This window comes from Neisseria brasiliensis, from assembly GCF_009671065.1.
GTDB lineage: Bacteria > Pseudomonadota > Gammaproteobacteria > Burkholderiales > Neisseriaceae > Neisseria > Neisseria brasiliensis.
In genome coordinates, this window is the sequence record NZ_CP046027.1 from 616,331 (window position 1) to 642,729 (window position 26,399).

The following is a 26,399-nucleotide window of genomic DNA, read 5'->3' on the forward strand; positions in this document are numbered from 1 at the left end:
GTTGCCAGCTCCCTTATGTACTCAGTGTACACGGCGGTCGCTGTCGCCTTGTCTTATTTCTATTTTGAAACGACTATACACTATTCCTGATCAGCAAATTATGCTGCCAACCATTCGCCTATGCGCTTTTCCATCGCGACGGCACTCAAGCCCAAATCGTCAAGCAGCTTGGCCGGATCACCGTGTTCGGTCACCATATCGGCCACGCCCAACACCAGCACAGGCTTGCAGATTTTGTGTTTCGCCAATACTTCCAGCACCAGACTGCCCGCACCGCCTTGTTCGGCGTTTTCTTCTACGGTTACCAAATAATCGTGCGATTGTGCCAACCCAAGAATCAAGGCTTCGTCAATCGGCTTCACAAAGCGCATGTCCGCCACGCTGGCATCGAATGCTTCGGCAGCTTTTAAGGCAGGCTGCACCATGCTGCCGAAAGCAATAATGGCGGTTTGTTTGCCTTCGCGGCGCAACACGCCTTTACCTACCGGCACCGTTTCAAGGCCGTCTGAAACGGCGGCACCGCAACCGCTGCCACGCGGATAACGCACGGCGGTCGGCGCATCCAACGCATAACAGGTTGAGAGCAGCAAGCGGCATTCGTTTTCATCGCTCGGCGCGGCAATCACCATATTCGGAATGCAGCGCAAGAAGCTCAAATCATACAAACCGGCATGGGTTGGCCCGTCGGCGCCCACCACACCGGCGCGGTCGATGGCAAACATCACCGGCAGATTTTGTAGGGCAACATCGTGCACCAATTGGTCGTAAGCGCGTTGCAGGAAAGTAGAGTAAATCGCCACCACCGGCTTCACCCCTTCGCAAGCCAAGCCGCCGGCAAAGGTCACGGCGTGCTGCTCTGCAATGCCGACATCAAAATAACGCTCAGGGAAACGCTGCTCAAATTCCACCAAGCCGCTGCCTTCGCGCATGGCCGGGGTAATCGCCACCAAACGCTGATCGGCCGCTGCTTGGTCGCAAATCCATTGACCGAAAATTTCGGTATAGGTCGGCTTGGCGGCGGCCGGTTTCGCTTCGGTAACTTGCGCTTGCGGCTTGGCAGATACGGCGTGGTATTTCACCGGATCGTTTTCCGCCAGCTTGTAGCCGTTGCCTTTTTTGGTAATCACGTGCAGCAATTGCGGGCCTTTTTTGCCGCGCAAATCCTGCAATACGTCCACCAATTTTTCCACGTCATGACCGTCCACCGGCCCCGTATATTCAAAACCGAAGTTTTCAAATAAAGAAAGCGACTGCTTTACATGGTCGGCTTCGCTGGCCATGCTTTTGATTTTGTGTTCGACTTTTTGCGCAATTTCCATCGCGCCGGGTAATTTGTCTAAAACCTTGCTTGATTGCGCCTTAATGGTCGAGAGCAAACCGTGCATATCGCGCACCACGTTGCTGGCCAAATATTTCGGCAACGCGCCGACATTCGGCGAAATCGACATTTCATTGTCGTTGAGAATCACCAGCAAATCCACGTCCATATCGCCGGCGCAGTTTAAGGCTTCAAACGCCTGACCTGCCGTCATCGCGCCGTCACCGATAATCGCTACGCTGCGATTGGGCAAACCTTGCAGCTTGTCGGCAATCGCCATGCCGAGTGCCGCGCCGATGGAAGTCGATGAATGCCCCACGCCGAAAGTATCGTATTCGGATTCGCTGCGCTTAGGGAAACCGGCCAAGCCACCGTATTGGCGGATGGTGTGCATGCGGTTTCGGCGGCCGGTCAGGATTTTGTGCGGATAGCTTTGATGGCCGACATCCCACACCAGCTTGTCATCGGGCGTGTGATACACATAATGCAGCGCAACTGTTAATTCGACTGCCCCCAAATTGCTGGCGAAATGGCCACCGGTTCTGACAACCGATTCCAGCAAAAAAGTACGCAATTCGTCGGCCACTTGCGGCAACTGGTCTTTATCCAGCGCGCGCAATTGTTGCGGCTGTTCGATGAGGTCTAATAATGGGGTATGGCTCATGGTGTGTTTTGGGGTGACTTATTGGTGTAATGAAGAATTATAGCAAGACTTTAGCTGATTTATCAGTCTAATTTTACAGGCCGTCGGAAAAAGGGAAAACGGCCGCTTTTTCCCCTGTGTCGTGAAAGTTTTGCCGCTTCATGCTAGACTGTCGGCAACGTTTACCGAATAAGTGTTTGATATGTCAGCAATGAAATTTTTCTACTCTCTGCCGCTGCTGCTGGCGTTGGCAGCCTGTTCGCCTTCCGAGCCGACCAACACGCCGGCGGCGACATCGACACCAAAGGCCGCGTCAACGGTGGAATACACCGAAATCACCGCCGCTTCAATGGCTTCCGCCGCTTCTGATGTCGCCGCTTCGAATGTGGCTGCCTCGGATATCAGCGCTTCTGCACCGGCGCCACACTTGGGCGGTGAGTTAAGCGTGCAAAGCCAAGCCAAATGGCAGAGCTACACTTGCGAAGAAAATCAAAAAATCGATGTGCGCTATTATCAAAGCGATGCCGGCGCCACTGCCCAAATCCGCCATCAAGGCGTAAACATCAGCGCACCTTACAGCCCTGAATTGAGCGACGAAGATTTAAGCGCATTCAGCAATGGCGAATTAACGTGGACCATCAGTAATTTCGTGCAAACCGATTTTTATCAGGAAAGCGACGGCTTTCTCGTGCGCCATGAAAAGGTTGAAGGTGCCGGTGAAGAAGGCATCGTCGATCACTTGTTGGCACAGGGTTGCATGCCTGCCAAATAATTGCCAATGACTCAAATGCCGAGACCTTTGCAAAACCCTAGATTTGAGTACAGTTCAAAGTTGTAGCAGCACAGAAAGCGCAGACATATCATGAAGATAGGCAAGCTTTCGAGCAGCGCACAACGAAGAAATGTGCCAAAGATAGGGATTTTGCAAAGGTCTCAGGCCGTCTGAAACACATTTTCAGACGGCCTTTGCTTTTATTTTTCAGTTTTCCGTTTGGCACGCGGATGCGCTTCATCATACACTTGCGCCAAATGGTCAAAATCGAGCTTGGTATAAATCTGCGTGGTGGAAAGATTGCTGTGTCCCAACAATTCCTGCACCGCCCGAATGTCGCGCGAAGCTTGCAACAAATGACTGGCATAACTGTGACGCAGCATGTGCGGCGACAAATGTTGGCCGCTGACCTGCTTGGCTGCCCATTGCGCCAAACGCTTCTGAATCTGCCGTTGCCCCAAGCGTTTGCCGTTTTTACCGGTAAACAACGCCGTTTCGCCATCAACCGCAACACGCACAGGCAGATAAGCCGCAATCGCTTCACGGCTTTTCTGCACCAGCGGCACTTGGCGCTGCTTGTTGCCCTTACCCGTTACGCTCACCCAACCTTCATCCAGCAACACATCGGCCAGATTCAAATCATGCACTTCACTCAAACGCAGGCCGCTGCCGTAGAGTAACTCAAACACCGCACGGTCACGCACGGCCAAATCGGAATCGTCGTCATCGTTATCCAGCCAGTGATTGAGTGGCTCCTGCTGCAAGGCTTTGGGCAGGCGTTGCGGCGGCTTAGGGGCTTTTAGATTGTGGGTCGGGTCTTTTTCCAATAAACCATGCTTCATCAGCCACGCACAATATTGCCGCCAAACTGATAATTTACGCGCCAAGCTGCGTTCACCCAAATTTTGCTGCGACAATTTTTTTAATACCGCCACCATATCTGCACGGGTAATGTCTCCGTTTTCAGACTGCCGTGCTGCCAGCAAATCATGCAATTGCGCCAAATCGCGCCGATAGGCAGTAAGCGTATGCGCCGACTTGCCTTGCTGCTGCAAATCCGCCAAATAGGCATCTTGCTGCGCGAAAAATTGCGCCTGTTTCATATTCAGACGGCCTCCAATGCTGCTTTTAGCGATTCAGGCAAGCGGCAGATGCGTTGCGCGGCGTAATCAAAACACACCATGCCGGTTTGCACGCGGGCGATTGATTTTTTGTCCGACTCACGAATCAAGTGATAAAGCAACGCAAAGCCACTTTTACCCACATCCGCCGCGCCCATGTCGATGCGAAAATCATCGCCATGATGCGCCTGCGCCAAATACTGCACCGCGGCATCGGCCATAATCAACCCCGCACCGCCCACGTCCAACTCGCTCCAGCCCTGCTGCTTCAGCCAGCGCATACGCGCTTCATGGCAAAGCCGAAGCACAGCATCATTGGCCAAATGCCGGCCGTAATTGATGTCGCCGATTTGCACAGTCATCTGCGTAGTAAACAAAATATCATCGGGTGTGGCTACAATGATTCGTGGCATAGGGTTCCTTTGTCTTTTCAGACGGCCTTTATCGAACCATTATTATCTACTATCTTACGCTAATCGCAAATATTTACCGATGGTTTGCATGAAGCCAAATTCATCTCAAACGAATGTTATTAATATATGAAATGCATGTAGCCTTATGTAGTCTTTTAAGGAAAAAGCGATTATAATTTGGCTATCGTTTATTCCCACACTACCTTTAGGAGATTCTTATGGCTCTTGTATCCATGCGCCAATTGCTGGACCATGCAGCAGAAAACAGCTACGGCCTGCCTGCGTTCAACGTCAACAACCTCGAACAAATGCGCGCCATCATGGAAGCTGCCGACCAAGTGAATGCACCGGTCATCGTGCAAGCCAGTGCAGGTGCGCGCAAATATGCCGGCGCACCTTTTTTACGTCATTTGATTTTAGCCGCCGTTGAAGAATTTCCACATATTCCGGTGGTGATGCACCAAGATCACGGCGCATCGCCTGATGTTTGCCAACGCTCGATTCAATTGGGCTTCTCATCTGTGATGATGGACGGCTCATTGATGGAAGACGGCAAAACACCTTCTACTTACGAATACAACGTTGACGTCACCCGCACCGTTGTTAACTTCGCCCACGCTTGCGGCGTATCGGTTGAAGGCGAAATCGGCGTATTGGGCAACTTGGAAACCGGTGAAGCCGGTGAAGAAGACGGCGTAGGCGCAGTCGGCAAACTGACCCACGACCAAATGCTCACCAGCGTGGAAGATGCGGTGAACTTTGTGCGCGACACCGGCGTGGATGCTTTAGCGATTGCAGTCGGTACCAGCCACGGCGCATACAAATTCACCCGCCCGCCAACCGGCGACGTATTGCGCATCGACCGCATTAAAGAAATCCACGAAGCCCTGCCCAACACCCACATCGTGATGCACGGCTCAAGCTCTGTACCGCAAGAGTGGCTGAAAGTCATCAACGAGCATGGCGGCAACATCGGCGAAACCTATGGCGTACCGGTTGAAGAAATTGTGCAAGGCATTAAATACGGCGTGCGCAAAGTCAACATCGACACCGACTTGCGCCTAGCCTCAACCGGCGCAATCCGTCGCTTTATGGCCGAAAATCCAGCCGAATTTGACCCACGCAAATACTTGGCCAAAACCGTTGAAGCCATGAAACAAGTCTGCATTGACCGCTACTTGGCATTCGGCTGCGAAGGCCAAGCCGACAAAATCAAGCCGATTTCTTTGGAAAAAATGGCAGAAAAATACGCCAAAGGCGAATTGAACCAAATTATTAAATAATGCGTTAATATGCTGATAGGCCGTCTGAAATATTTCAGACGGCCTTTTATCTATTGAGAGCACACACAAATACATTCAGCTTACCAACAATAAAAAAGAGCCTGCCGAAGCAGACTCTTTTATTTTAGACTAATCGATTTAGATTAGAATTTGTGACGCAGACCAACCATACCGGCAGTAGTTTCGGTTTTGTAGTTGCCTTTACCGGCATTCAACCAACCTGCAGATACCAACGCGCTAGTGCGTTTAGAGAAGTCGTAGTCAGCACCAACGATTACTTGGTTGTATTCAGTAGCTTTACGCTGGTCTTGAGTCAATTCAGCGCCTTTAGCTTTGAAACCGTGAGCGTAAGAAATACGTGGAGTCACGTTGCCGAAGCGGTAGCCAACAGTCGCAGCAGCTTCGTGTTGTTTCAGGCCAACTGAAATGTCTCTAGCAATTTCATCATCAGTTCGTTCTCCATCACCACGCAAAGCAGCCATGTAGCTGTCTTTGCTATCCCAACCATTGGTGTATTGGTAAGCCACAGCGGCCAACAGGTTGTTGGCATCGTAGCCCACTACCGCACGGTGGATTTGACCTGATTTGCTTTCGCCAGACTTACGTGCTACGTAAGCAGCGTGTTTGTAACCGTAAGCATATTGACCGAAGAAGCCGGCATTTTCATAGTTCAGGCCAGCGTAGTAGGTAGAAGTATCACCAGCAGCAGCATCACGACCATTAGTTGGATTGGTAGGACCAATTCCAACAGTAGGGTTAATACCACGAACAGCAGCACCGTTGTCACGTGGGGTGTATTGAACGTTTGCACTGAAACCGCCGAATACCGGAGTGTCGTAACGTACAGATACGGCACGCTCGTCAACACGGGTAAACATGCCCAAGCCCAAAGCTGGGTTGCTGTATTCCCAAGGGTCGATTGCATCGCTGGTGTTTTTCACAGAAGAATCCAATTTACCGGCACGGATTTTACCGAAGCCACCTTCCAAACCGATGAATGATTCACGAGTACCCCAGCCTGATTTGTTACCGGCGACAGAAGCTTCTTGTTCCAACTGCCAGATGGCGTTCAGATTGTCAGCCAAGTGCTCGTGGCCTTTGAAACCGATGCGTGAACCGAAGTCAGCGATTTCGCTAGTAGTATGGTCTTTTTGAGTACCTTCAGGAGTTTTGAATTTGGTTTGACCAACTTCAACACCTGCTTTGATTTGACCGTACAAAGTCACATCAGCCATAGCTGCAACAGGCAAAGCTGCCAAAGTCAGAGCAATCAGAGATTTTTTCATTGCTGTATTCCTTTTCTATCATGAAAAATAACTTAAGCAGACCGGATAAATCCGCTTAGGCCTTACATTTACCGCTGGAATCAGCGATTCCATGGCTCTTACTATAATTGCTCTCTCTTAAAAAAACAAACTTTATCGCTTAGCCCCGCCTTCTGCGCTTTGCTGTCCCCTTAAAAAAAACACCTAAACTCACAAACAAAATCCTTTTCAATCAATGACTAAATTAAATTTCAGCAATTGTGCTTTTTTTACAACACCTACTTTTTAGGCAAGATTTAGACGATTTCAGCTCTACTCGTACAAGCCATTTCTTTACTGTTTTTATCAATCATCCATCACATCATTAGGCCGTCTGAAATTCATGTTTACAACCAAACCGGCATATCTGCTTTGATAATCTTAAATTCATCCGGATAATCAACACCGGTTAAATACAGCCCATCAGGCATAAAGGTGGGTGGGGCTTTCAGACGGCTTTTTTCTTCAATTAACCGGGCAAAATCGTCAACGCTGAGTTTCTTATTACCAACATAGACCAATGCGCCCATAATATTGCGCACCATATGGTGCAAGAAGGCATTGCCGTGTAAATCTAGTTTGAGCAATTCGGGTGTGCCGCTAATATTGGCGCGATACAGTGTTTTAATGGGAGATTTTGCCTGACACATGGAAGCGCGAAAGCTGGAAAAGTCTTTTTCACCTTCCAATAATTTCGCTGCCTGCTGCATTAATTCGATATCCAAATCCAAATGCGTCCACCCCACCTTGCCGACCAGCAAGGGCGAGCGAACAGGGGCGGATTGCAACAGATAGCGGTAATGTCGGCCATAGGCATCAAAGCGGGCATGAAAATGCGGTGCTACTTGTTGTGCATGCCATACGGCGACACCCTGCGGTAAATGGGCGTTTACGCCTCTTATCCATGCTTGCGGCGGCCGATGTGCGCTGGTATCAAAATGCACGACTTGCGCGGTCGCATGTACGCCTGTATCAGTACGCCCGGCAACAATCACGGAAATGGGTTCACCGGCAATCAGGCTAATGGCGTGTTCTAAGGCCATCTGAACCGTCGGCACATCACCTGTCTGCTTTTGCCAGCCATAAAAGCGGCTGCCATCATAAGATAAGGTTAATGCCCATCGTTGCTTATTGGGATTTTCTAGCATAGTGAATGTGATGATTGGATTGGTGGGTTATATATTCTATATAAAGAAAAAAGATGCCGTCTGAAAAACAGCATCTTTTTTATATTTAACACTTTGGTGCACGTTTAAGCGTTCAATTCTTCCAGCATGGCTTTCGCTTTAGCTAAAATGGCGCCATCCGACTCTTCCAGCAATTCTTGCAAGGTTTCGCGAGCTGCTTCAGGGTCGCCGATTTCGACATACATTTTCGCCAATTCGTATTTGGCTTCCAATGGTGCGGTCATGCCAACAGATTCTGAAATAAAGCCTGATTCACGACGGCTGCTGTCGGCGGTATCGGCCAAAGAAATGCTGTCCCATTCGATGGCTTCATCAGCATCAGCCACTTGCGCTACTTCAACATTAAACTCTTCCGCATCTTGGAATGACAAGGCTTCGGCTTGCTGAATATCAAATAACTCAGGCTCGGCCGCCATTTCTATTTCGACAGCTTCATCACGCAACTCAGGGCTTGGCTCAAAAGTGGCATCAATCACCGGCTCCGGCTCTACTTCTGGCTGAACGAATTCCAAAGGTGCTTCATCATCAGCTTTATCAGCTTCCGTTGCCAGCGCTTTTGCACCTGCAGCCGCACCGGCCGCAACCAAAGCAGCGGTACCTACGGTAGCCAAGTTACTATCGGTTGATTCGGTTTCAACCTTAGCATCTTCAGCAAAGAAATCCCATTCTTTTTCTTTAACTTCAGTCTTGGCTTCTTCTACTTCAAAATCCCAAGATTCGCGTTCAGACGGCTGCTCTGTGACGAAAGCATCGGCAACCGGCGCAGCAGGCTCTTCAATCACAACAGCTTCAGCGGAAGCATACAGATTTTCAGGCTCTGGCTCGTAAACGCTTTCGGTGGATTCGATGCTGTCCCAATCGGCGTTGCGGCGTTTTTCGGTTTCTTCATCAAGCGTCACTGCACCGGATACAATCGCAGCTTGAGCAGTATCGATGGTATTTAAGTCCACATCGACATCACCTTGTTTGGCAACCGGCGCTTCTTGCACTTCAGTAAAGAAGATATCGTCGCCGAAATCGTCTTCTACTTCTAATTCGTCATCCGGTTTCTTAGCTACATAGGCGGCCGCTGCTGTGGCTGCTGCACTGACACCGGCTACAGTCGCTGCGGTTTTGGCCGCATTGGAAACAGGTTGCTCTGATTCAGGCAATGGTTTGTATGCGGTCGTGTAGGCTTCAGGGGTAAATGTTTCTTCTTTGGCTACCGGCTGCACAGATTCTGCTGCAGGCTCGGCTTTGCGTTTACCCAATAATTTAGACAAGAAGAACAAAGCGATTAATGCTGCACCTCCCAACAACAACCAGCGCCATAAGCTGTTATCGCTGGAGTCGGTGACTTCTTCTTGTGGTGAGGCAGGTTCGGTTACTGCCGGAGCAACAGGCTCTACTGCGCTGGCTTCTGAGGCTACGGCCGGCTCTGATGCAGCGATAGCAGCTGCATTGTCAACCGCTTGAGAAGCAGCCGCTACAGCAGGCTCTGCTTGAGAAGCAGCTTGATCGGCAGCTGGTACCGTTGGTTCGGCAGTAGTGGCTGGCGTAGTGGTAGTTGCCGCAGGTGTTTCTGCCGGCGCTTCGGTTGGCGTCGCAGTTGCCGGTTGGTTTTCTACCGGCTTGGCCGCTGGATCTGCTTGGTTGGCATAGTTTTGGAATTCACCACGATTCGGAATGCTCAATATTTTACCGGCCAACATGCGGTCGGCATCATTATTAATGAATACATCCGGGTTGGCGTTTACCAAAGCTTGAACTGTTTGCGCCAAGGTCATACCTTGCGGACGAACACGACTGGCAATACCGGTTAAGGTTTCGCCTTGACGTACCAAGTGGCGTTTGCCGTAAACGATACCGCTGTATTGTTGTTGTGGTTTTGGTTTGGCAGCTTTGGTGTCATTGGCAGCACGGCGTACCGGCTTGTCGTTGCGGGCGGCCGGTGTATTATTGCTGCCAATGGCCCGATTAATGCGTTCGCGGGCAGCTTGGCGGTCAACCGACGTAGCGGCCGGGGCAGCTTCTACTCGGTTAACTTGATTGTTTTTGTGTACACGGGTGGCAGCGCTGTCGGTTTTAGAATTGTAGCCTGTCGGATCGATGATGGCGGTGTATTCGCGCGATTGTGAGCCGACGCTGACCTGAAAAATCAATACGGGATCTTGAATCGGCTTAGACGAGCGGATATTAACCACGGCTTTGTCGCCGCCGCTTTTGCGGATGCTGGCGCGCAGATTACCGTTGGAAATCGAAGCTTTACCACCGTTGAGCAAGGCTTTAGCCTCATCTCCGGTGACGGTGATGGTGCCTGAGAAAGGTTCGCCCAGATGTGAATGAACATTTAACCCGCCCAATCCGGCCATGGCACTAAATGACGTCATCAATGCCACGGAAGCGACGATTAATTTAATTTTATGGTGGTTTTTCAAAACTTAATCCCCTGTTTGAAATGGCAGCGCGTCTGCATAATCCGTGCTTAAACTGTGTATCTCGTGATGATATATTCTAAAGTACCTGTCTGCCAAGTCATCTGATAAATTAAGTTAAAAATTGACAGGAAAATTGCAACTTTATAGCGACTATCGTTTCCTTTTTGCAAATACATTGGAATAATCACCTGCTTAATTAGCTAACAGGCCGTCTGAAATGCTTGAATCTTTAAAATGTGCAAATACCGTGCATCCGAATGCAAAGCCGCATGCGAGCAATAACGAAAAAGATGCAAAAGCCTAAGCAGGTTTGTATGATGAACGATAGCTATTCATTAAAATTGATTGCTATCTTACTTAAGAATAATAAAATGAGAATCTTCATACAAGCGCTTGAGCTGTGATAAGATAAATACTTTCAGACGGCCTTTTCTCTTATGCCGTCTGAAGCCTAATCTGCGGTATCGGGTTTTGCCGACACCGATTCATCAAAAGGATACATTTATGCAATATTTCATGTTATTGGCCACTGATGGCGACGACGTACACGAAGCCCGCATGGCGGCGCGCCCTGACCATTTGCAACGTTTGGAAGCCTTAAAATCCGAAGGCCGCTTGCTGACCGCCGGCCCAAATCCTTTGCCGGATAATCCGGAACGCGTTTCCGGCAGCCTGATTATTGCGCAATTCGAATCGCTGGATGCGGCGCAGGAATGGGCAGAAAAAGATCCTTATGTCGATGCCGGCGTGTATGAAGAAATTTTAATCAAACCGTTTAAACCGGTGTTCGGCCTGTAATCATGGATATGCAGACAGAAATTGAAGGCCGTCTGAAAAGCTTGGATTACCAGCTTTTTGAGTTTGAAGACGAAAGCCATCTCCACATCGGCCACGCGGGCAACAAAGGCGGTGGGCATTATGCAATATTAATTGTGAGCGAAGCCTTTCACGATGTCAGTCGTCTCAACCGCCAGCGCATGGTTAAAACCTTATTAAACGATTTATTTTCAGACGGCCTGATTCATGCCTTGAGCATCAAAGCGGCTACCCCTGATGAATATTTCAACTGATTTAACAACAAATTGAGAAACTTATGAAAAAAACCTATTTTGCTTCGGCCGTATTGTTCGCCCTTGCCTCAGGCAACCTGTTGGCGCAAACCTTAGTGACCGTAAACGGCCAAGCCATCGACAGCAGCGTGATTGATGCGCAAGTGAAAGCGATTCGCGCTGAAAACAAACAAGTGCAAGATACCCCTGCTCTGCGCCGCAACCTGACCGAACGCCAAGTGATTTCCACCGTGGTCGGCCAAGAAGCGAAACGCTTGAAATTAGACCAAAGCGCGGAATACAAACAAGCCTTGCAACAAGCGCGTGATGCGGCCAATAAAAGCGGCGCAGCCAAAAAAGCCAACTTCAAAACTGAATGGGCCGTATTTGAAGGCGAATTGTTAGGCCAAGCCTATGCCGCCCATGTGGCCAAACAAAATCCGGTGCAGGAAAAAGACGTTAAAGCCGCTTACGACGACTTCAGCAAATTCTACAAAGGCACGCAAGAAGTGCAATTGGGCGAAATCGTGACCAACAACAGCGCCGATGCCGAAAAAGCCATCGCCGATTTGAAAGCTAAGAAAAGCTTCAGCAGCGTAGTGAAACAATACTCGATTGATCCGCAAGCCAAACAAAGCGGTAGCATTCCGAATGCGTATGTACCGCTGAAAGACTTGCAACAATCTGCGCCACCTTTGTATGACGCAGTAAAAGACCTGAAAAAAGGCGGTGTGACTGCCAAGCCATTGCAAAACGGCAATCTTTACGGCGTATTCTATGTAAACGACCGCCGCAACATCACCCTGCCAACTTACGATCAGGCTAAAAACGACATCGGCCGCGATTTGCAAGCTGCCCGCATTGATGCTTCAGTGCAATCGCTGCTGCAAAAAGCCGACATCAAACCGGCCAAATAATTCAGCAACGGAGTAAACGATGAAGTATCAAACGGCGGTTGCCGGCATTGTGGCCGCAGCGGTGGCCGGATTGGCAATTGCCAAAGCACCGGAAATCCCTGCCGCACGCATCGACAGCATGGTGAAAGAAGTGTTGCGTCAGGCCGACCAACATCCCAACCAAACATCCAAGCCGGATGGCGCGGCCATCCGCAAGGATGTGGTGCGTCAGTTGCAAACGTTTGAAGTGTTGAAAAACGAGGCTATCAAGGTCGGATTGGATAAAGACCCCGAAGTGCAAAACCAATTCCAAACCATGGAAGCCCAGTTTTACGCCACGCAATACGCGCAATATTTGGAACGCAACACCACTGTTGACGACAACGATTTGTATAAAATCTACGATCAGCAAACGCGCATGATTAAATTGCAGCAAGTGAGCTTCAAGAGCGAGCAAGAAGCCCACGCTGCACTGGAATTGCTGCGTAAAGGCTTGTCGTTTGATGATTTGATGAAGCGTTATCCGAATCCGGAACAAGCGTTCAACGAATTCATCATGCCGCAACAATTGCCGCCGTACATGGCTGAAATTGTTGAGCCGATGAGCCGTGGTGATGTGACGCATCAGCCGGTGAAACTACAAGATCAGTTTTATCTGTTTAAACTCAGCGCAGTCGAGCGCAATCCTGAGGCGCAACCGTTTGAATTGGTGCGCAACCAATTGGCGCAACAGGCTAAGCAGCAAAAAGTACGCCGTCAGATTGACGACTTGCTGAAAGCCAACGGCATCAACCAACAATGATGCATTAAGGCATTGAAAAAGGCCGTCTGAAATTCAGTTTTTCAGACGGCCTTTTTCTATTCAACACTCTTTTTATCTTTTATGATGCGTTTTTCGCACTTATTAAAAGATTATCCCATACTGGCTTTCAGACGGCCCTAAAACTTTACAAAGGAACATCATGCGCGCAGTGATTCAAAAAGTAACCCGTGTCCAAGTCGATATTGTTGAAAACAACCGCCGCGACACCAGCGGCAAAATCGACAACGGCTTCATGATTTTACTGGGCGTGACCCACGACGACACCGAAGCCGATGCCCGCTACATTGCCGATAAAGCCGCCAATCTGCGTATTTTTGAAGACGAAAATGGCAAGCTGAATTTGTCGCTTAAAGATGTCGGCGGCTCGGTTTTATTGGTGTCGCAATTTACTTTATATGCCGATGCCCGCAGCGGCCGCCACCCTTCTTTCTCGCATGCTGCCCCTGCTGCCCAAGCCGATGCTTTGTATCAACTTACTGCAAAATATCTGCGTGAACACGGTTTGACCGTAGAAACCGGCCGCTTTCAAACACACATGCAGGTGACGCTGTGCAATGACGGGCCGGTGACGCTGCTGTTGGATTCGCAAAAGCTGTTTTAATCTGTTGCTCTAATGAATCTATAAAATGAATCGATAAAAAAGGCCGTCTGAAACACGATGTTTCAGACGGCCTGAGACTTTGCATTGATGAATTACACGTTCGGCAACAAGCCTTCTGCTTTCACCCAAGCGATGATATCGGCTTCTACCGCATCCGGCGAACCCGGATTATCGATTTTCACGCCGTATTCGTCGGCTTCAAGCTCTTCCAGAATTTCCAATTGCGAATCCAGCATATCAGCCTTCATGTAGTGCCCTTTACGCGACATCATACGCTCGAGGTTCACTGCTTGCGGTGGGGTTAGGTGGATAAAGGCCACTTTGCCTTCTGCACCGCGCAAAATATCGCGGTATTGTTTTTTCAACGCAGAACAGGTCACAATCGAATACACCGCATCGGCTTGCGCCTGCTCTGTCATCCAATCACGCAGGTTGCCCAGCCACGGATAGCGGTCTTCATCGGTTAACGGAATGCCAGCGCCCATTTTGTCGCGGTTGGCTTGGGTGTGAAATTCGTCGCCTTCGGCATAGGCGCATTCGCCCAAGGTTTTCTGCAGCGACAAGGCTGCTGTGGTTTTACCGCAGCCGCATACGCCCATCATTACAAAATGTACAGTCATGTTGTTCTCCTTAAACAATGGCAAAGGCCAATGCCGACAAGGCAAAACCAATCAGGGCAATCAGGGTTTGGTTGACTGTCCATGTTTTCAGGGTAGTCGGTACGTCCATATTCAACAAGCGACCAACCAGCCAGAAACCAGAATCGTTAAAGTGGCTGCACCCCACCGAACCGGCTGCCGTGGCCAATACCACGCAAGCCAATTGCCAATCGCTGAAACCGGCCGCCATCACCGCAGGCGCCATCAAGGCTGCGGCAGTGGTTAAGGCCACCGTAGCAGAACCTTGCGCGATACGCAATGCCAAAGCCACCAAGAAGCAACCGAGCAACACCGGAATACCCAAATCGGCCATACTGTCGGCCAGCGCTTTACCGATGCCGGAGGCACGCAATACGCCGCCAAACATACCGCCCGCGCCAGTAATCAGAATCACCGAACACACCGGACCCAACGCGCCGTCGATGGTTTTTTCCAAAGCCGTGGCTTTCTCACCGCGTTTGCGACCCAACACATACAAAGCTACTAATACGGAAATCAAAAGGGCAATTGGTGTCGAACCAATCATGCGCAATGCTTGTACCCAAGTTTCATCGACGCTGACCACTTTTTCACTGATTAAAGTAGCCAAACCGGTATTCAAGAAAATCAGCAGCATCGGAATCAGCATAATGCCGATAATGGTTGACGCTTTAGCAGGCTCTTTCGGCGTATCGTTGTCTTGTGCACCGCCACTCAGGAAATCCGGCACCGGCACATTAAATTTACGGCCTAAAATCTGACCCCACAAATAACCACTGAAATACCAAGTAATCACCGCAATCGGCAAACCAATCAGCAGCACATGACCGATGTTGGCGCCATAAAATTCAGAAGCGGCAATCGGCCCCGGATGCGGCGGCAGAAAAACGTGCATCACCGAAAATGCACCAATCGACGCCATCGCATACGGCAACACAGTCGCTTTCATACGGCGTGCGGTGGCAAATACAATCGGCAGCATCACCATCAAGCCGGCATCAAAGAAAATCGGGAAACCGAAAATCAGCGAAGCCACGCCCAAGGCAAATGGGGCGCGTTTCTCGCCGAACATACGGATCAGGGCATCGGCCAATGATTGCGCGCCGCCCGATGTTTCCACCAAACGGCCGAGCATCGCGCCCAAGCCGACCAACAAGGCCACGCCGCCGAGCGTGCCGCCGAAGTTTTTCACCAACACGTCATTGACGATATTGCCCATTGGCAAGCCGGTGGCAATTGCCGTCAGCAAGCTGACCAACACCAGCGTTACCAAAGCATGAATGCGGAATTTCACAATCATGACCAAAATCAGCGCAATCGCCGCTGCCGCAATCCCCAACAGCGTCCCCGCGCTGAGGGTTTGAGTCCAACCGTCCATTTGTCACCTTTCAATTGATAAAATGTAAACAGATAAGAAAATTTTCAGCAAAATTTCACCATAAATTTAGCACAAATCATGCAACCATGCCGAGATCAAAATATTCTGTTTCAATAAGGTTATATTTATTAAAATGAAATTTTTCAACTGAATACTGATTTCATGACGTAAATCAAAAAGAAAAAGGCCGTCTGAAAAACTACATTTTCAGACGGCCTTTTCCTGATATGGCCTGATTTAATCTGCCCTGCGGCTTTTCACTTGCGTTACCGCAAACTCAGTCTGCCGCTTCGGCTGCCGCGTAAAAAACGCAGCATTACTTTGAATGTCCATGCCCTTAGGCAACACAGCCAAAATCTTCCCCGACAAATCTCCCTCCCGCGTCTGCCATGCATCAAGAAACTGCGCTTTACCCATCGAAATATGCCCCAACGACGGGTCGGCCAGCAAAACCGTATCCTTAGATATACCGCGCAACACCGAAAAATGGTCGTCTTTACGGTATTTCAAATACACAATCACCGGAATTTTCAAAGCCGCCAACTGCTCGAACGACAGCGCATAACCCTTCGCCTCAAAACCGAAATCCGGCAGAATCCGCTGCATATCTTCAAACGAAGCCCGTTCGCGCGTTTTGTCCATTTTGTCGAGCACTTCTTCTTCCGTCAGCTTCTGCCCGTAGAAATTATTCAGCAGCGTCGCCACCGAAGCCGCGCCGCAAGAATAATCCAAATCCTGCTTCACAATATTGAAATCACGTTTTGTCTTCCAACTCTGCACCTTGATTTTGCCGTAGGCCAAAGGATTATCGTGCGGCAGCGCGGCATGGGTAATGGACGGCAGCAGGCATAAACAGATTAAAAGACAGTGCTTCATAATATTTTCCTTTGACAAAGGCCGTCTGAAAAATCAAACAATGTTTTCAGACGGCCTTTTCCGAATACAAGCTATTGCAGGGCAGCAGGTAAGTCAGGGTGCAAACCCAACAAAAACCGCAAATGATTAGAACACGCAGGTACGGTTACTCCGCCTTTTGGCGGCCAACCTTACCTACGCGCACCACTACCGTCCCCGCCATCTTGTCGTGCCAGCCCTGCTTGCGCTTGTCGAAAGCAACCCAAAAATAGCCCAAGAATAGCGGAATCATAGCCACAATATAACCGATATAGCGGATAAGCGACTGTCGAAAATCGATGTTTTTCCCTGTCTGCGCACCCACCACTTTCAAGCCCAACAACATCTTACCCGGCGTGGCGGAGAATTTCAGCCAAAAAAACAGCGTACATAAAAAGGGGAAAACATAATTGAAAAACACATCGGCAAAACCGTGTGAATAAAACAGGCTGCCGTCTTGGGGAACATAGGTAAAATACTCCGCCCCGTAAATCAGATACAGCGCAAACAGAATGACGGGCATAAGAATAAGCCAATCAATCAAATTGGCCGCACAGCGCAGCCAAAAACCGGCATAGTTCATCACTTTCCTTTCCTTAATAATTCTTCAAACAGCGTAACCCCGAATCTGAAAATCGGGCGGGGCGGTAGGGATATTGTCATTAAGCGGACGTAGCAACTGTATTTTTAACCCCGTCAGGCAAAAATACAGTTGCTACGCTTGCTATAGTTAACATGACAACCTTAGATTATTCTCTTTTACTACCCCTAATCTTATCTAGAAAATAGATACAAATACTGATAACAAAACTGACCGACATACTAAAAATACCGATACCTTTCCATGCAATCTCATATCCTTTTAATAAGTATACGATAGCCGAAAAACCAACAGCTATACTGTAGACCAATGAAAAACATACGGCATACAGCAAGATAGGTGGAACTTTTATCGTTCGGTTATTTTCAGTAATATATTTGGCTAACTCACTACCAAATATCCCTGATAATAAATAAATAAGAAGGTTATCTTCCTTGACGTCCTTCCCTCCCTGAAGGGAGGGAATTCCTACGGCGATTTGTGAACGGCATTGAGCCATTCACAAATCGCTTCGGTGGGTTTCTGCTGCTGACCGCCTTACTGCACGGTTCACTTCACAGACGCTACGGGCACGTCCTGCCCTGAAACTTCATTTTACTTTTGCGCTGCCAAAATCTCTTGACCGCGCTTTAACACATTGATTGCACCCACAATATCCGCATTGTTTTGATAGCCACATTGCACACATTCAAAGTTTGCCTGTGTTTGACGGTTATCTTTGGCAGTATGTCCGCAAGCTGGGCAACAACGACTGGTATTTTGTGGCGGAACAGCCACCAAATGCCCACCGCGCCACAACAGCTTATAGTCCAACTGACGGCGAAACTCAAACCAAGACTGGTCTAAAATCGCACGGTTTAAGCTTGATTTGGCAGCAACGTTTTTTCCATGCTGCACGGCGTTGCCTTTAGCGGATTTGGACATATTCGCCACCTGCAAATCTTCCACATACACAATCGCGTGGTTTTGGCTGATTGCGCTGCTGATTTGGTGCAGGTAGTTTTTACGGATATTGCTGATTTTGTGGTGCAAACGGCTGATTTTTGCTTTCAGTTTCTGCCAGTTTTTGCTGAATTTGGTTTTGTGTTTGAACTGTTTTTGCAGTTTTGCTAGTTTGCCTTTCAACGTTTTGAATGCGTTGATTGGCTCAAAAAACTGACCATTGGACAATGTTGCAAATTTGGCAACACCCATATCAATCCCAGTTTCGCCACCGTTTGGCTGCGCGATTTCCTGCTCGGTTTCGGTTTGCATAGATACAAACCATTTACCGCATTTTTGCGATACGGTTACGTTTTTCAGGCTGCCTGAAACGTGTCGGCTGTTGCGATAGCGCACCCAACCGATTTTGGGCAAATAGATACGATTATTTTGCTGCTCCAATTTACAGCCTTGCGGAAAGCGGAAACTGTCTTTTTCGCCTTTGCGTTTGAATTTGGGGAAATCTGCGCGTTTGGCAAAGAAGTTTTTGAATGCGCTTTCCAAGTCTTTCAAACTTTGCTGCAAAACTTGGCTGTGGCAGTCTTTTAGCCAGTCTAATTCTCGTTTCCATTCAGGCAGCAAATTTGCGATTTTGGTGTAGCTAAATTTGAACGAATTATCTTGTTGATATTGTTCGTTTTGATACGCCAAAGCACGATTGAATACGAAACGCGAACAACCGCAAAATTGTTTCATTTTGCGGATTTGCTCGCCGTTTGGCATCAGTTCAAATTTGAATGTTTTGAGTATTAACATGATTTCATGGATAATGGAATTTTTAGCAATTTTACACTTGGTCTATGGAAAAAGAAACTGATTTAAGACGTGGTCGGCACGTTGTTTTTAATCTTCATGTACATTTGGTATTTGTCGCAAAATATCGCCGAAAAGTGTTCACAAAAGAAATTTTGGACGATATGCGCGGTATTTTTGAGAGCGTCTGCACCGATTTTGAAGCGCAACTGGTGGAATTTGACGGCGAAGATGACCATGTTCATTTACTTGTGAACTATCCGCCCAAAGTGTCTATTTCAAAACTGGTGAACAGCTTGAAAGGTGTATCTAGCCGCATGATTAGACAGAAAAATTATCCAAGCATCAAACAAAAATTATGGGGCGGTGCGTTGTGGTCGCCGTCTTATTTTGCAGGTAGCTGTGGTGGTGCGCCGATTACGATTATTCGGCAGTATATTGAACAGCAGAAAACGCCTGATTAACTGAATATCAACGGTTTTAGGACTGCTACGCAGTCCGCGCCTTATATCTCCGCCGTGAACGGCGAAGTTTTACGGCGCAGCCTGATAAATTATCTTTTATGCTTGCCCAATGCCGCACTGGAAGATTGATTTAATCCAAACGCATTGGCACGAATGACAGTATTAGGCACTGCATTTCCATTCCTCCATGCTTCCTTAGCAAAAGTTTTGGTTGAAATACCTGCACCGCGCAGCATAGCATTAGTATATCCACCACCCACCATACCTCCTCATACAGCTGCTAGTGTACTACGGGTAGAAGCAGGTTGTCCAGTACGATAGTAGCTTACGCCGTGATTGCCCCATGCACTAATATTACCCCCAATTAATGCATCTAGCACAAAGGGTGCCCAAGCCCCCTCGGTTTCCCTCATCTCCTGCTTCGACAATTCCGCCAACTGCAACGGCTTGTTTTCCTGCACTTCAAACATTTGCTATTTTTTTATCTGTTTCTCTACTTTTTCGGCACACCATAAAAAAACATAACAAATCAGGAATAATGCGGCAGAAAATAAAACCAAATCTCTTATCAACATAGTGAAAAATTCAAAGCCAATATCATTGCCATTTTTTACGGCATTAAATATATCCAAAACGAAGTATCCGCAAAAGAAAAAAACTGCGGCAGCAAAAGATAATGCAAATCTACTTATTTTCTTTTGACTATATTTTGCAGACAGATGGCCTAAAATGGCTGCCAATAAATCAGACATCATTGTATTCCTAATTAAGAGGTGACGAACAATGTCGTCACCTCTTTAAAAAGTTAGATTATCTGCGCCAAACACGATTAGCACCATTATTCGCAATGGCACTATTAGCCCGCCATACATTTGCGCCGGCATTTGTAAGGCTTGGGATAAATTTTGCTCCTCCACTAGCAATAGCTCCTGCAGTACCAAATGAAGCCCCAATTACTGCACCAGTACCTACATTACCAGCAAACTTAGCATTATCCCATTTATAGTTTCCTTTATAGGCTCCCCAAGCATATCCTGCCCCTCCTACAATACCGCCTATGGCACCACCAGCTACCCAAGGAGCCAAAGCCCCCTCCGTTTCCTTCATTTCTTTTTGAGAAAGTTCAGCCAATTGCATAGGCTTATCTTGCTTCACATCAAAAACCTGATGTTCAAACTTCATCGGATTTTCAGTCAATAACGTTTGCACTTTATCATCTGTGTTCAATTTCAATGGCTGCTTATTTGCCTCCTGCGCCATTACAGGTGCAGCCATCACAGACAAAATCATCAAAGCTGAAATCTGCTTTTTCATTTTACAACTCCTTTGTTTACAGCGTTTAAAAAATGCCCCGTCAAAACGTATGCTGCACGCCCAATTTCAACTCAGAGCTGCTTTGTCCCGAAATGTTGAAACGTGCGGAGGCGTTTAACGACGTGGCTTTGGAAAAGCCGTAGCCTGCGCCCAATTGGGCGTAGGTGGATGTGTTTCTGGCGGATTCTTTTTGGCCGTCCAAACGGTCAGGCCGTTTGCCCAGCCATTGGATGCCGCCGGTTAAGCTGATGCGGTCGTTGGCGGCAAAGGCGATGTTGGGGTTAACCAGCCAGTAGTTGCCGGCTTGGTATTTGAGGCCGTCTGAAAGGGTTTTGCTGCCGTTGAAGCGGTAGGCAGCGGTTAAGGAAAACACAACGGGATCGATGGCTTTGTAGGTCGTTGCACCAATAAGCCATGATTTGCCTGATGATGCTTTGCCGCGCGATTTTTCGTAGGCCGTGCCTTCGATAAAGCCGATCAGGGCAGGATTTTTGTCGTCTTTCAAAAAGGTGTGGCTGATACCGAGCGATACGTCGGAAAGCTTGCTGTCTCGGCTTTTGCTGCTTTGGGCGGCCTCGCCGTCAAAGCCACGCTCCTCCTGCCAAATATAGCTGGCATTACCGTAAAGGTCAGTATTGCCGGTCAAGCCATAGCGCAGACCGAGGGTGCCGATGAGCATATCGCTGTTGCGGCCGCTTTCCCGTATTTCAGTGGGTACAGGGATAAACGATGCGCTGCCGGTTTGGATATAAACGGGCGCGGCCAGTTCGGTGTTACGGCTTTCGCTGTTAACATAGCCTACAGACGCTTCCAGCTTCAGCTTGCCTTTATCGGTCAGAATTTCTTCGATACTTAAGGGCAGGTCGGCATAGGCAGCTAAAGGAAATATGCAAAATGGAATAAAGTATATATTTTTCATAATCTTAGCTAAATTTTCTCCAATGAAGTAATTTTACCATCAGTTATTTTTTTTTTTGCAAGTTATTTTTATTCGTTTCTTTATTGATATTTGAAAGCATGAAAAAGGCCGTCTGAAATATCAAATTTTCAGACGGCCTTGATGGGGTTTTCAAATCGTTTTCGGCGGTTGAATCTACCAATTCACACTCACGGCACGGTTACCCAACTGCTTTTCCAATTCCTCAAACAATACGGCACTAGCGGTTACGCCCCATCTAGAAGAAATTTTCAGACGGCCTGAAGCTTGGTCATTACTGTATGACAGGGAAAGCGGGATATGCGGCGTGTCGGGCAGGCGCGCGGCGGCAAGCGTGGCGGCGAGCTTGACGATGTCGTGTTCGGGGCGCAGGTGCAGGCTGAGGCTGCGGGCGTAGTTTTCACGCGCCATTTGCAGGGTCATGACTTGGTTGGCCATGATGCGTAGGCCTTCGCCGCCGCCGTAATCGTCGCGACTGACTTTGGATTCAATAATCAGCACTTGGTCGGCTTTCAAAATCGGCTGGCTGTTTTCCAGCGTCTGGCCGCTGATCATGATTTCGACTTGGCCGCTTTGGTCTTCGAGGGTCACAAAGGCGATTTTGCCGCGTTTGCCCATCATGGTGCGCACCGCGGTGGCAAAACCGGCCACGCGCACGCTGTCTTGCGGTTTCAGACGGCCTAATTTGGTCGGGGCGATTTGGCGCACTTCTTCGGCATACGGCCCGAAGGGGTGGCCGGAAAGGTAGAAGCCAATCACGGTTTTTTCTTCGGCGAGCTTTTCCGATTCGCTCCACATCGGCACATCAACCAATTTTACCGGCTCGATGGCATCGTCCATCATGTCGAACAAGCCACCCTGATTGGCATTGGCCGCTTTTTGGTCGGCATTGCCCATCGCCAAATCAATGTTGGCCAACAACATAGCACGGTTGGGGTCAATGCTGTCGAACGCGCCGCCGCGGATTAAGGCTTCGAGTGTGCGGCGGTTCATGTGTTCTTTGCCGACACGCTCGCAGAAATCAAGCAAACCGGTAAATTTGCCGCCCGCTTCCCGCGCGGCAATAATCGATTCTACCGCCGCTTCGCCGGTGCCTTTAATCGCGCCCAAGGCATAGCGGATTTTGCGGTCGGGATACGGCGTGAAGCGGTAGTCCGATTCGTTGATGTCGGGCGGCAGGAAGGTCAAACCGTTGGCGCGGCTGTCGTCATAAAAATGCTTGAGCTGGTCGGTATTGTCCAATTCAGACGACATGGTTGCGGCCATAAATTCAGCCGGATAATGCGCTTTGAGCCAAGCGGTTTGATACGAAATCAGCGCGTAGGCGGCGGCGTGCGATTTGTTGAAACCGTAGCCGGCGAATTTTTCCATGTAGTTGAAAATCTGGTCGGATTTTTCGCGTGAGATGCCTTGTTTGGCCGCACCTTCGGCAAAAATCTCGCGGTGTTTGACCATTTCTTCCGGCTTTTTCTTACCCATCGCACGACGCAACAAGTCGGCACCGCCAAGCGAGTAGCCACCGATAATCTGCGCCGCCTGCATCACCTGTTCTTGATACACCATAATGCCGTAGGTCGGCTCGAGAATTTCGGCCAGCATCGGGTGAATGTATTCAAACGGCTCGCCTTTCATGCGCGCAACGAAGTCGGGAATGTTGTCCATCGGGCCCGGGCGGTAGAGCGACACGAAGGCAATCAACTCTTCAAACTTGGTCGTGTGCGCCGTTTTCAGCATTTTTTTCATGCCGGTCGATTCAAACTGGAACACGGCCGTGGTGTTGGCATCGCGGAAAATCTGATAGGCGGCTTGGTCATCCAGCGGAATGGTGCCGACATCGACAATATCGCCGCTGGTGTTTTTGATGTTGTTTTGCGCCATTTCGATGATGGTCAAGTTGCGCAAGCCCAAGAAGTCAAACTTCACCAAGCCCACGTCTTCCACGTCGCCTTTGTCGTACATCGACACGGGCGAGGCCGATTCGTCGGCCTGATACACGGGGCTGAAATCGGAAATTTTGCCCGGTGCAATCAACACACCACCCGCGTGCATACCCAAGCCGCGCGTTAAGTCTTCCAGCTTTTTCGCCAGCTCAATCAATTCTTGCGCTTCTTCTGCCGCAATCAGTTCGCCGATCTGTGGCTCGGCTTCCATCGCCTTATCCAAGCTCAACGGCTTGTTGGCTTCCAGCGGAATCAGTTTCGACAGGCGGTCGCACAGCATAAACGGCAATTCCAACACCCGCCCCACATCGCGAATCACCGCTTTGGACGACATGGTACCGAAAGTCACAATCTGGCTCACCGCTTCCGCACCATATTTTGCGCGCACGTATTCGATCACGCGGCCACGGTTGGCTTGGCAGAAATCGACGTCGAAGTCAGGCATGGAGACGCGTTCAGGATTCAAGAAACGCTCGAACAGCAAGGCATATTTCAGCGGATCAAGGTCGGTAATCTTCAAGGAATACGCCACCAACGAACCTGCGCCCGAACCACGACCCGGCCCCACCGGACAGCCGTTGTTTTTCGCCCAGTTGATGAAGTCTTGTACGATCAGGAAATAGCCCGGAAAGCCCATCTGAATGATGATATTCAACTCAAAATCCAAACGCGCCTGATATTCCGGCATTTTTTCTGCCCGCTCGGCTTCATCGGGATAAAGCTGCACCATGCGCTCTTGCAAACCTTCATTGGACAACACGCGCAAATAGTCGTCTAAGGTCATGCCTTCCGGTGTTGGGAAATCGGGCAGGAAGTTTTTGCCCAACGTGATGTGCAGGTTGCAACGCTTGGCAATTTCCACCGTGTTTTCCAGCGCTTCGGGCAAATCGGCAAAACGCGCCGCCATTTCCTGCGGGTCGATGAAATATTGGCTTGGCGAAAATTCGCGCGGGCGTTTTTTATCACTCAACACCCAGCCGCCCGCCACGCACACGCGTGCTTCGTGGGCATTAAAGTCATCGCGGCTCATGAATTGGGTCGGGTGCGTGGCTACCACCGGCAAATCAAGTTCTTCCGCCAAGGTCACGCTGCCTGATACGGCGGCTTCCCATTCAGGGCGCTCCGGTAGGCGTTGCAATTCCAGATAAAACGCATTGGGGAACCATGCCGCATATTTTTGCGCTGCTGCTTTGGCCGCTTCGGGGTGGCCGTTTAACAGGTTTACACCCACTTCGCCGTAATGCGCGCCCGATAAGCAAATCAGGCCGCTGTTGTCGCCTTCGGCCAGCCAGCTTTGGCGCAATTCGGCATGATCGACATTGCGGTCTTTGCCAACATAGGCGGCGGTCAAGAGTTCGCTCAAACGCAGATAGCCGGCATCGTTGCGGATAATCAACATCGCACGAAACGGCTTTTCCGGCGCATCAGGGTTTTCAATCCACACATCCGCCCCGCCAATCGGCTTAATACCCGCACCACGGCAGGCTTTGTAGAATTTCACCAAGCCGAATTGGTTCATCAAATCGCTCACGCCCAGCGCCGGCAAACCGTATTCCGCCGCTTTGGACACCAGCTTTTTAATCCGCACCATACCGTCGGTAATCGAAAACTCGGTATGCAGGCGCAAGGGGATGTAGGTTGGTTGAGTCATAGAAAATCAGGTAAAAAAGTCACACTAAAGCGATATTGTAGCAGGGTTTGAAACATCAAAGGCCGTCTGAAACATATTTTCAGACGGCCTTTGGGTTGAACCGATTATTCGGATTCGGCGCAGTAAAACGAATACAGCAATTCAATCATTTTACCCACGCGTTCATCGGCAATGTAGTAAAGGCGTTCACGGTGGTTCACTTCGCAGGCAACCAAACCGGCTTCACGCAGCAAGGCCAATTGGCTCGACATCGCAGCTTGCGGCAAACCAGTGATTTGCGCCAGCTCGGTGACGTTGCGGCGTTGCGCGTGCAGGTTGCACAACACGGCCAAGCGGTTGGGATTGGCCAATAATTTTAAAAAGTCGGCCGCTTCGGCGTAAGGGGGATTTTCAAGATTCATGATGTTGCTTAGATAAAAGACATTGCGCCATATTTTATCACAATGCCGAGCGTATCAGCTTGATTTTGCCTGTTGGCGCAAACTTTGGTTCCACGGCATAAGCATCAGCAAACGCGCCATGCCGCAAAATCCGGTCAAGCCTGCCAACAACAGCCCTGCACCAACCATGCCGCACAATAAATACAGCCACGGCGATACCAACCAGCCACCCAACGCGCCCAACAACGCCAGCAAGCCTGCACCGATTTGCACTTGACGCATCAAATCCAGCGGCTGGCTGCGGTTAATCACGGTCTCAAACCCACCTGCCTTCCAGCCCTGTATGCCGCGTTCCAAAATATAGGCAGTTTTGCCCTGCGCGGCTTGTTGCAATGCCGCCGCATTTTGTGCCGTGCGCATACCGGATTGGCAATGGAACACTAATACATCGGCGTTGAGCAAACTATGTGCCGCCAGTTTATCCAGCGGCACATTCACCGCGCCATCAATATGTTCGCGTGCATATTCGGCTGCGCTGCGCACATCAATCAATGTCGCGCCGGAAGCTAATTTCTGCCGCACTTCTTGTGCGGAAAGGGTTTGAATGTTCATGACTTTACCTTTTTCAGACGGGCAAACAG

The 26,399-nt window shown here is 49.3% G+C and carries 27 protein-coding genes; 8 read left to right on the forward strand and 19 right to left on the reverse strand.

Annotation, left to right across the window (positions count from 1 at the left end):
* Positions 1–98: 98 nt before the first annotated feature.
* Positions 99–1,982 (reverse strand): 1-deoxy-D-xylulose-5-phosphate synthase, encoded by a 1,884-nt coding sequence (gene dxs / locus GJV52_RS03120; protein WP_095501618.1) that lies wholly within the window; start codon positions 1,980–1,982, stop codon positions 99–101.
* A 181-nt stretch (positions 1,983–2,163) separates the two neighbouring features.
* Here dxs and GJV52_RS03125 point away from each other — a divergent pair, with 181 nt between their 5' ends.
* Positions 2,164–2,733 carry a hypothetical protein gene (locus tag GJV52_RS03125; RefSeq protein ID WP_154212856.1) on the forward strand — a complete coding sequence of 190 codons (570 nt, stop codon included), beginning with the start codon at positions 2,164–2,166 and terminating at the stop codon, positions 2,731–2,733.
* A 200-nt stretch (positions 2,734–2,933) separates the two neighbouring features.
* On the opposite strand, the gene xerC is transcribed toward GJV52_RS03125, so the two are convergent.
* Positions 2,934–3,836, reverse strand: coding sequence for a tyrosine recombinase XerC (gene xerC, locus GJV52_RS03130; RefSeq protein ID WP_100563564.1), 903 nt, complete (start codon positions 3,834–3,836; stop codon positions 2,934–2,936).
* A 2-nt stretch (positions 3,837–3,838) separates the two neighbouring features.
* Entirely contained in the window at positions 3,839–4,267 is a 429-nt protein-coding gene (locus GJV52_RS03135) for an acyl-CoA thioesterase (RefSeq protein ID WP_095501615.1), read from the reverse strand.
* 218 nt (positions 4,268–4,485) lie between these two features.
* Here GJV52_RS03135 and fba point away from each other — a divergent pair, with 218 nt between their 5' ends.
* On the forward strand, positions 4,486–5,550 hold the full coding sequence (gene fba, locus GJV52_RS03140) for a class II fructose-bisphosphate aldolase (RefSeq protein ID WP_095501614.1): 1,065 nt from the start codon (positions 4,486–4,488) through the stop codon (positions 5,548–5,550).
* 143 nt (positions 5,551–5,693) lie between these two features.
* On the opposite strand, the gene porB is transcribed toward fba, so the two are convergent.
* From porB to GJV52_RS03155, 3 genes are all read right to left on the reverse strand, one after another.
* The gene (gene porB / locus GJV52_RS03145) at positions 5,694–6,836 is read right to left on the reverse strand and encodes a trimeric porin PorB (protein ID WP_100563565.1); all 1,143 of its coding nucleotides are present in this window, start codon (positions 6,834–6,836) and stop codon (positions 5,694–5,696) included.
* 365 nt (positions 6,837–7,201) lie between these two features.
* Positions 7,202–8,002: a tRNA pseudouridine(38-40) synthase TruA gene (gene truA / locus GJV52_RS03150; RefSeq protein WP_100563566.1), complete on the reverse strand. Its 801-nt coding sequence runs from the start codon at positions 8,000–8,002 to the stop codon at positions 7,202–7,204.
* Between the two features lie 104 nt (positions 8,003–8,106).
* A complete protein-coding gene (locus tag GJV52_RS03155) occupies positions 8,107–10,458 on the reverse strand; it encodes a FimV/HubP family polar landmark protein (RefSeq protein ID WP_100563567.1) in 2,352 nt (783 codons plus the stop codon).
* Positions 10,459–10,962: 504 nt separating this feature from the next.
* Here GJV52_RS03155 and GJV52_RS03160 point away from each other — a divergent pair.
* The 5 genes from GJV52_RS03160 to dtd all read left to right on the forward strand — a co-directional run bounded on the left by GJV52_RS03160 (position 10,963) and on the right by dtd (position 13,827).
* Positions 10,963–11,256: a YciI family protein gene (locus tag GJV52_RS03160; protein ID WP_095501610.1), complete on the forward strand. Its 294-nt coding sequence runs from the start codon at positions 10,963–10,965 to the stop codon at positions 11,254–11,256.
* Positions 11,257–11,258: 2 nt separating this feature from the next.
* Positions 11,259–11,528: a BolA family protein gene (locus GJV52_RS03165; RefSeq protein WP_095501609.1), complete on the forward strand. Its 270-nt coding sequence runs from the start codon at positions 11,259–11,261 to the stop codon at positions 11,526–11,528.
* A gap of 23 nt (positions 11,529–11,551) precedes the next feature.
* Complete coding sequence (locus GJV52_RS03170) at positions 11,552–12,424, forward strand: peptidylprolyl isomerase (protein ID WP_095501608.1); 873 nt, start codon at positions 11,552–11,554, stop codon at positions 12,422–12,424.
* Between the two features lie 19 nt (positions 12,425–12,443).
* A complete protein-coding gene (locus tag GJV52_RS03175; protein WP_095501607.1) occupies positions 12,444–13,205 on the forward strand; it encodes a peptidyl-prolyl cis-trans isomerase in 762 nt (253 codons plus the stop codon).
* A gap of 160 nt (positions 13,206–13,365) precedes the next feature.
* Positions 13,366–13,827, forward strand: a complete 462-nt coding sequence (dtd, locus tag GJV52_RS03180; RefSeq protein WP_100563568.1) for a D-aminoacyl-tRNA deacylase — start codon at positions 13,366–13,368, stop codon at positions 13,825–13,827.
* A gap of 92 nt (positions 13,828–13,919) precedes the next feature.
* On the opposite strand, the gene GJV52_RS03185 is transcribed toward dtd, so the two are convergent.
* The 6 genes from GJV52_RS03185 to GJV52_RS03210 all read right to left on the reverse strand — a co-directional run bounded on the left by GJV52_RS03185 (position 13,920) and on the right by GJV52_RS03210 (position 19,075).
* Entirely contained in the window at positions 13,920–14,447 is a 528-nt protein-coding gene (locus GJV52_RS03185) for a gluconokinase, GntK/IdnK-type (RefSeq protein ID WP_100563569.1), read from the reverse strand.
* Positions 14,448–14,457: 10 nt separating this feature from the next.
* Entirely contained in the window at positions 14,458–15,843 is a 1,386-nt protein-coding gene (locus tag GJV52_RS03190) for a GntP family permease (protein WP_100563570.1), read from the reverse strand.
* A gap of 237 nt (positions 15,844–16,080) precedes the next feature.
* Positions 16,081–16,719 (reverse strand): C39 family peptidase, encoded by a 639-nt coding sequence (locus tag GJV52_RS03195; RefSeq protein WP_095501603.1) that lies wholly within the window; start codon positions 16,717–16,719, stop codon positions 16,081–16,083.
* Between the two features lie 145 nt (positions 16,720–16,864).
* Positions 16,865–17,320: an RDD family protein gene (locus tag GJV52_RS03200; RefSeq protein WP_100563571.1), complete on the reverse strand. Its 456-nt coding sequence runs from the start codon at positions 17,318–17,320 to the stop codon at positions 16,865–16,867.
* Between the two features lie 166 nt (positions 17,321–17,486).
* A complete protein-coding gene (locus tag GJV52_RS03205; RefSeq protein ID WP_229439476.1) occupies positions 17,487–17,837 on the reverse strand; it encodes a hypothetical protein in 351 nt (116 codons plus the stop codon).
* 95 nt (positions 17,838–17,932) lie between these two features.
* On the reverse strand, positions 17,933–19,075 hold the full coding sequence (locus tag GJV52_RS03210) for an RNA-guided endonuclease InsQ/TnpB family protein (RefSeq protein WP_095503172.1): 1,143 nt from the start codon (positions 19,073–19,075) through the stop codon (positions 17,933–17,935).
* A 44-nt stretch (positions 19,076–19,119) separates the two neighbouring features.
* Between GJV52_RS03210 and tnpA the strand changes: the two genes are divergently transcribed.
* Positions 19,120–19,536, forward strand: coding sequence for an IS200/IS605 family transposase (gene tnpA / locus GJV52_RS03215; RefSeq protein ID WP_095503171.1), 417 nt, complete (start codon positions 19,120–19,122; stop codon positions 19,534–19,536).
* Between the two features lie 89 nt (positions 19,537–19,625).
* Here the strand turns inward: tnpA and GJV52_RS03220 are convergent, their stop codons facing one another.
* From GJV52_RS03220 to GJV52_RS03250, 7 genes are all read right to left on the reverse strand, one after another.
* Positions 19,626–19,799, reverse strand: a complete 174-nt coding sequence (locus GJV52_RS03220) for a hypothetical protein (RefSeq protein ID WP_154143216.1) — start codon at positions 19,797–19,799, stop codon at positions 19,626–19,628.
* A 210-nt stretch (positions 19,800–20,009) separates the two neighbouring features.
* Positions 20,010–20,288 carry a hypothetical protein gene (locus tag GJV52_RS03225; protein WP_154143217.1) on the reverse strand — a complete coding sequence of 93 codons (279 nt, stop codon included), beginning with the start codon at positions 20,286–20,288 and terminating at the stop codon, positions 20,010–20,012.
* A gap of 58 nt (positions 20,289–20,346) precedes the next feature.
* Positions 20,347–20,850 carry a hypothetical protein gene (locus GJV52_RS03230; RefSeq protein WP_095501598.1) on the reverse strand — a complete coding sequence of 168 codons (504 nt, stop codon included), beginning with the start codon at positions 20,848–20,850 and terminating at the stop codon, positions 20,347–20,349.
* A 40-nt stretch (positions 20,851–20,890) separates the two neighbouring features.
* Positions 20,891–21,769, reverse strand: a complete 879-nt coding sequence (locus GJV52_RS03235; protein WP_100562495.1) for a transporter family protein — start codon at positions 21,767–21,769, stop codon at positions 20,891–20,893.
* A 174-nt stretch (positions 21,770–21,943) separates the two neighbouring features.
* Complete coding sequence (dnaE, locus tag GJV52_RS03240; protein ID WP_100562497.1) at positions 21,944–25,378, reverse strand: DNA polymerase III subunit alpha; 3,435 nt, start codon at positions 25,376–25,378, stop codon at positions 21,944–21,946.
* Between the two features lie 104 nt (positions 25,379–25,482).
* The gene (locus tag GJV52_RS03245) at positions 25,483–25,779 is read right to left on the reverse strand and encodes an ArsR/SmtB family transcription factor (protein WP_095503758.1); all 297 of its coding nucleotides are present in this window, start codon (positions 25,777–25,779) and stop codon (positions 25,483–25,485) included.
* 54 nt (positions 25,780–25,833) lie between these two features.
* Positions 25,834–26,370: a rhodanese family protein gene (locus GJV52_RS03250; protein ID WP_095503757.1), complete on the reverse strand. Its 537-nt coding sequence runs from the start codon at positions 26,368–26,370 to the stop codon at positions 25,834–25,836.
* Positions 26,371–26,399 lie beyond the last annotated feature (29 nt).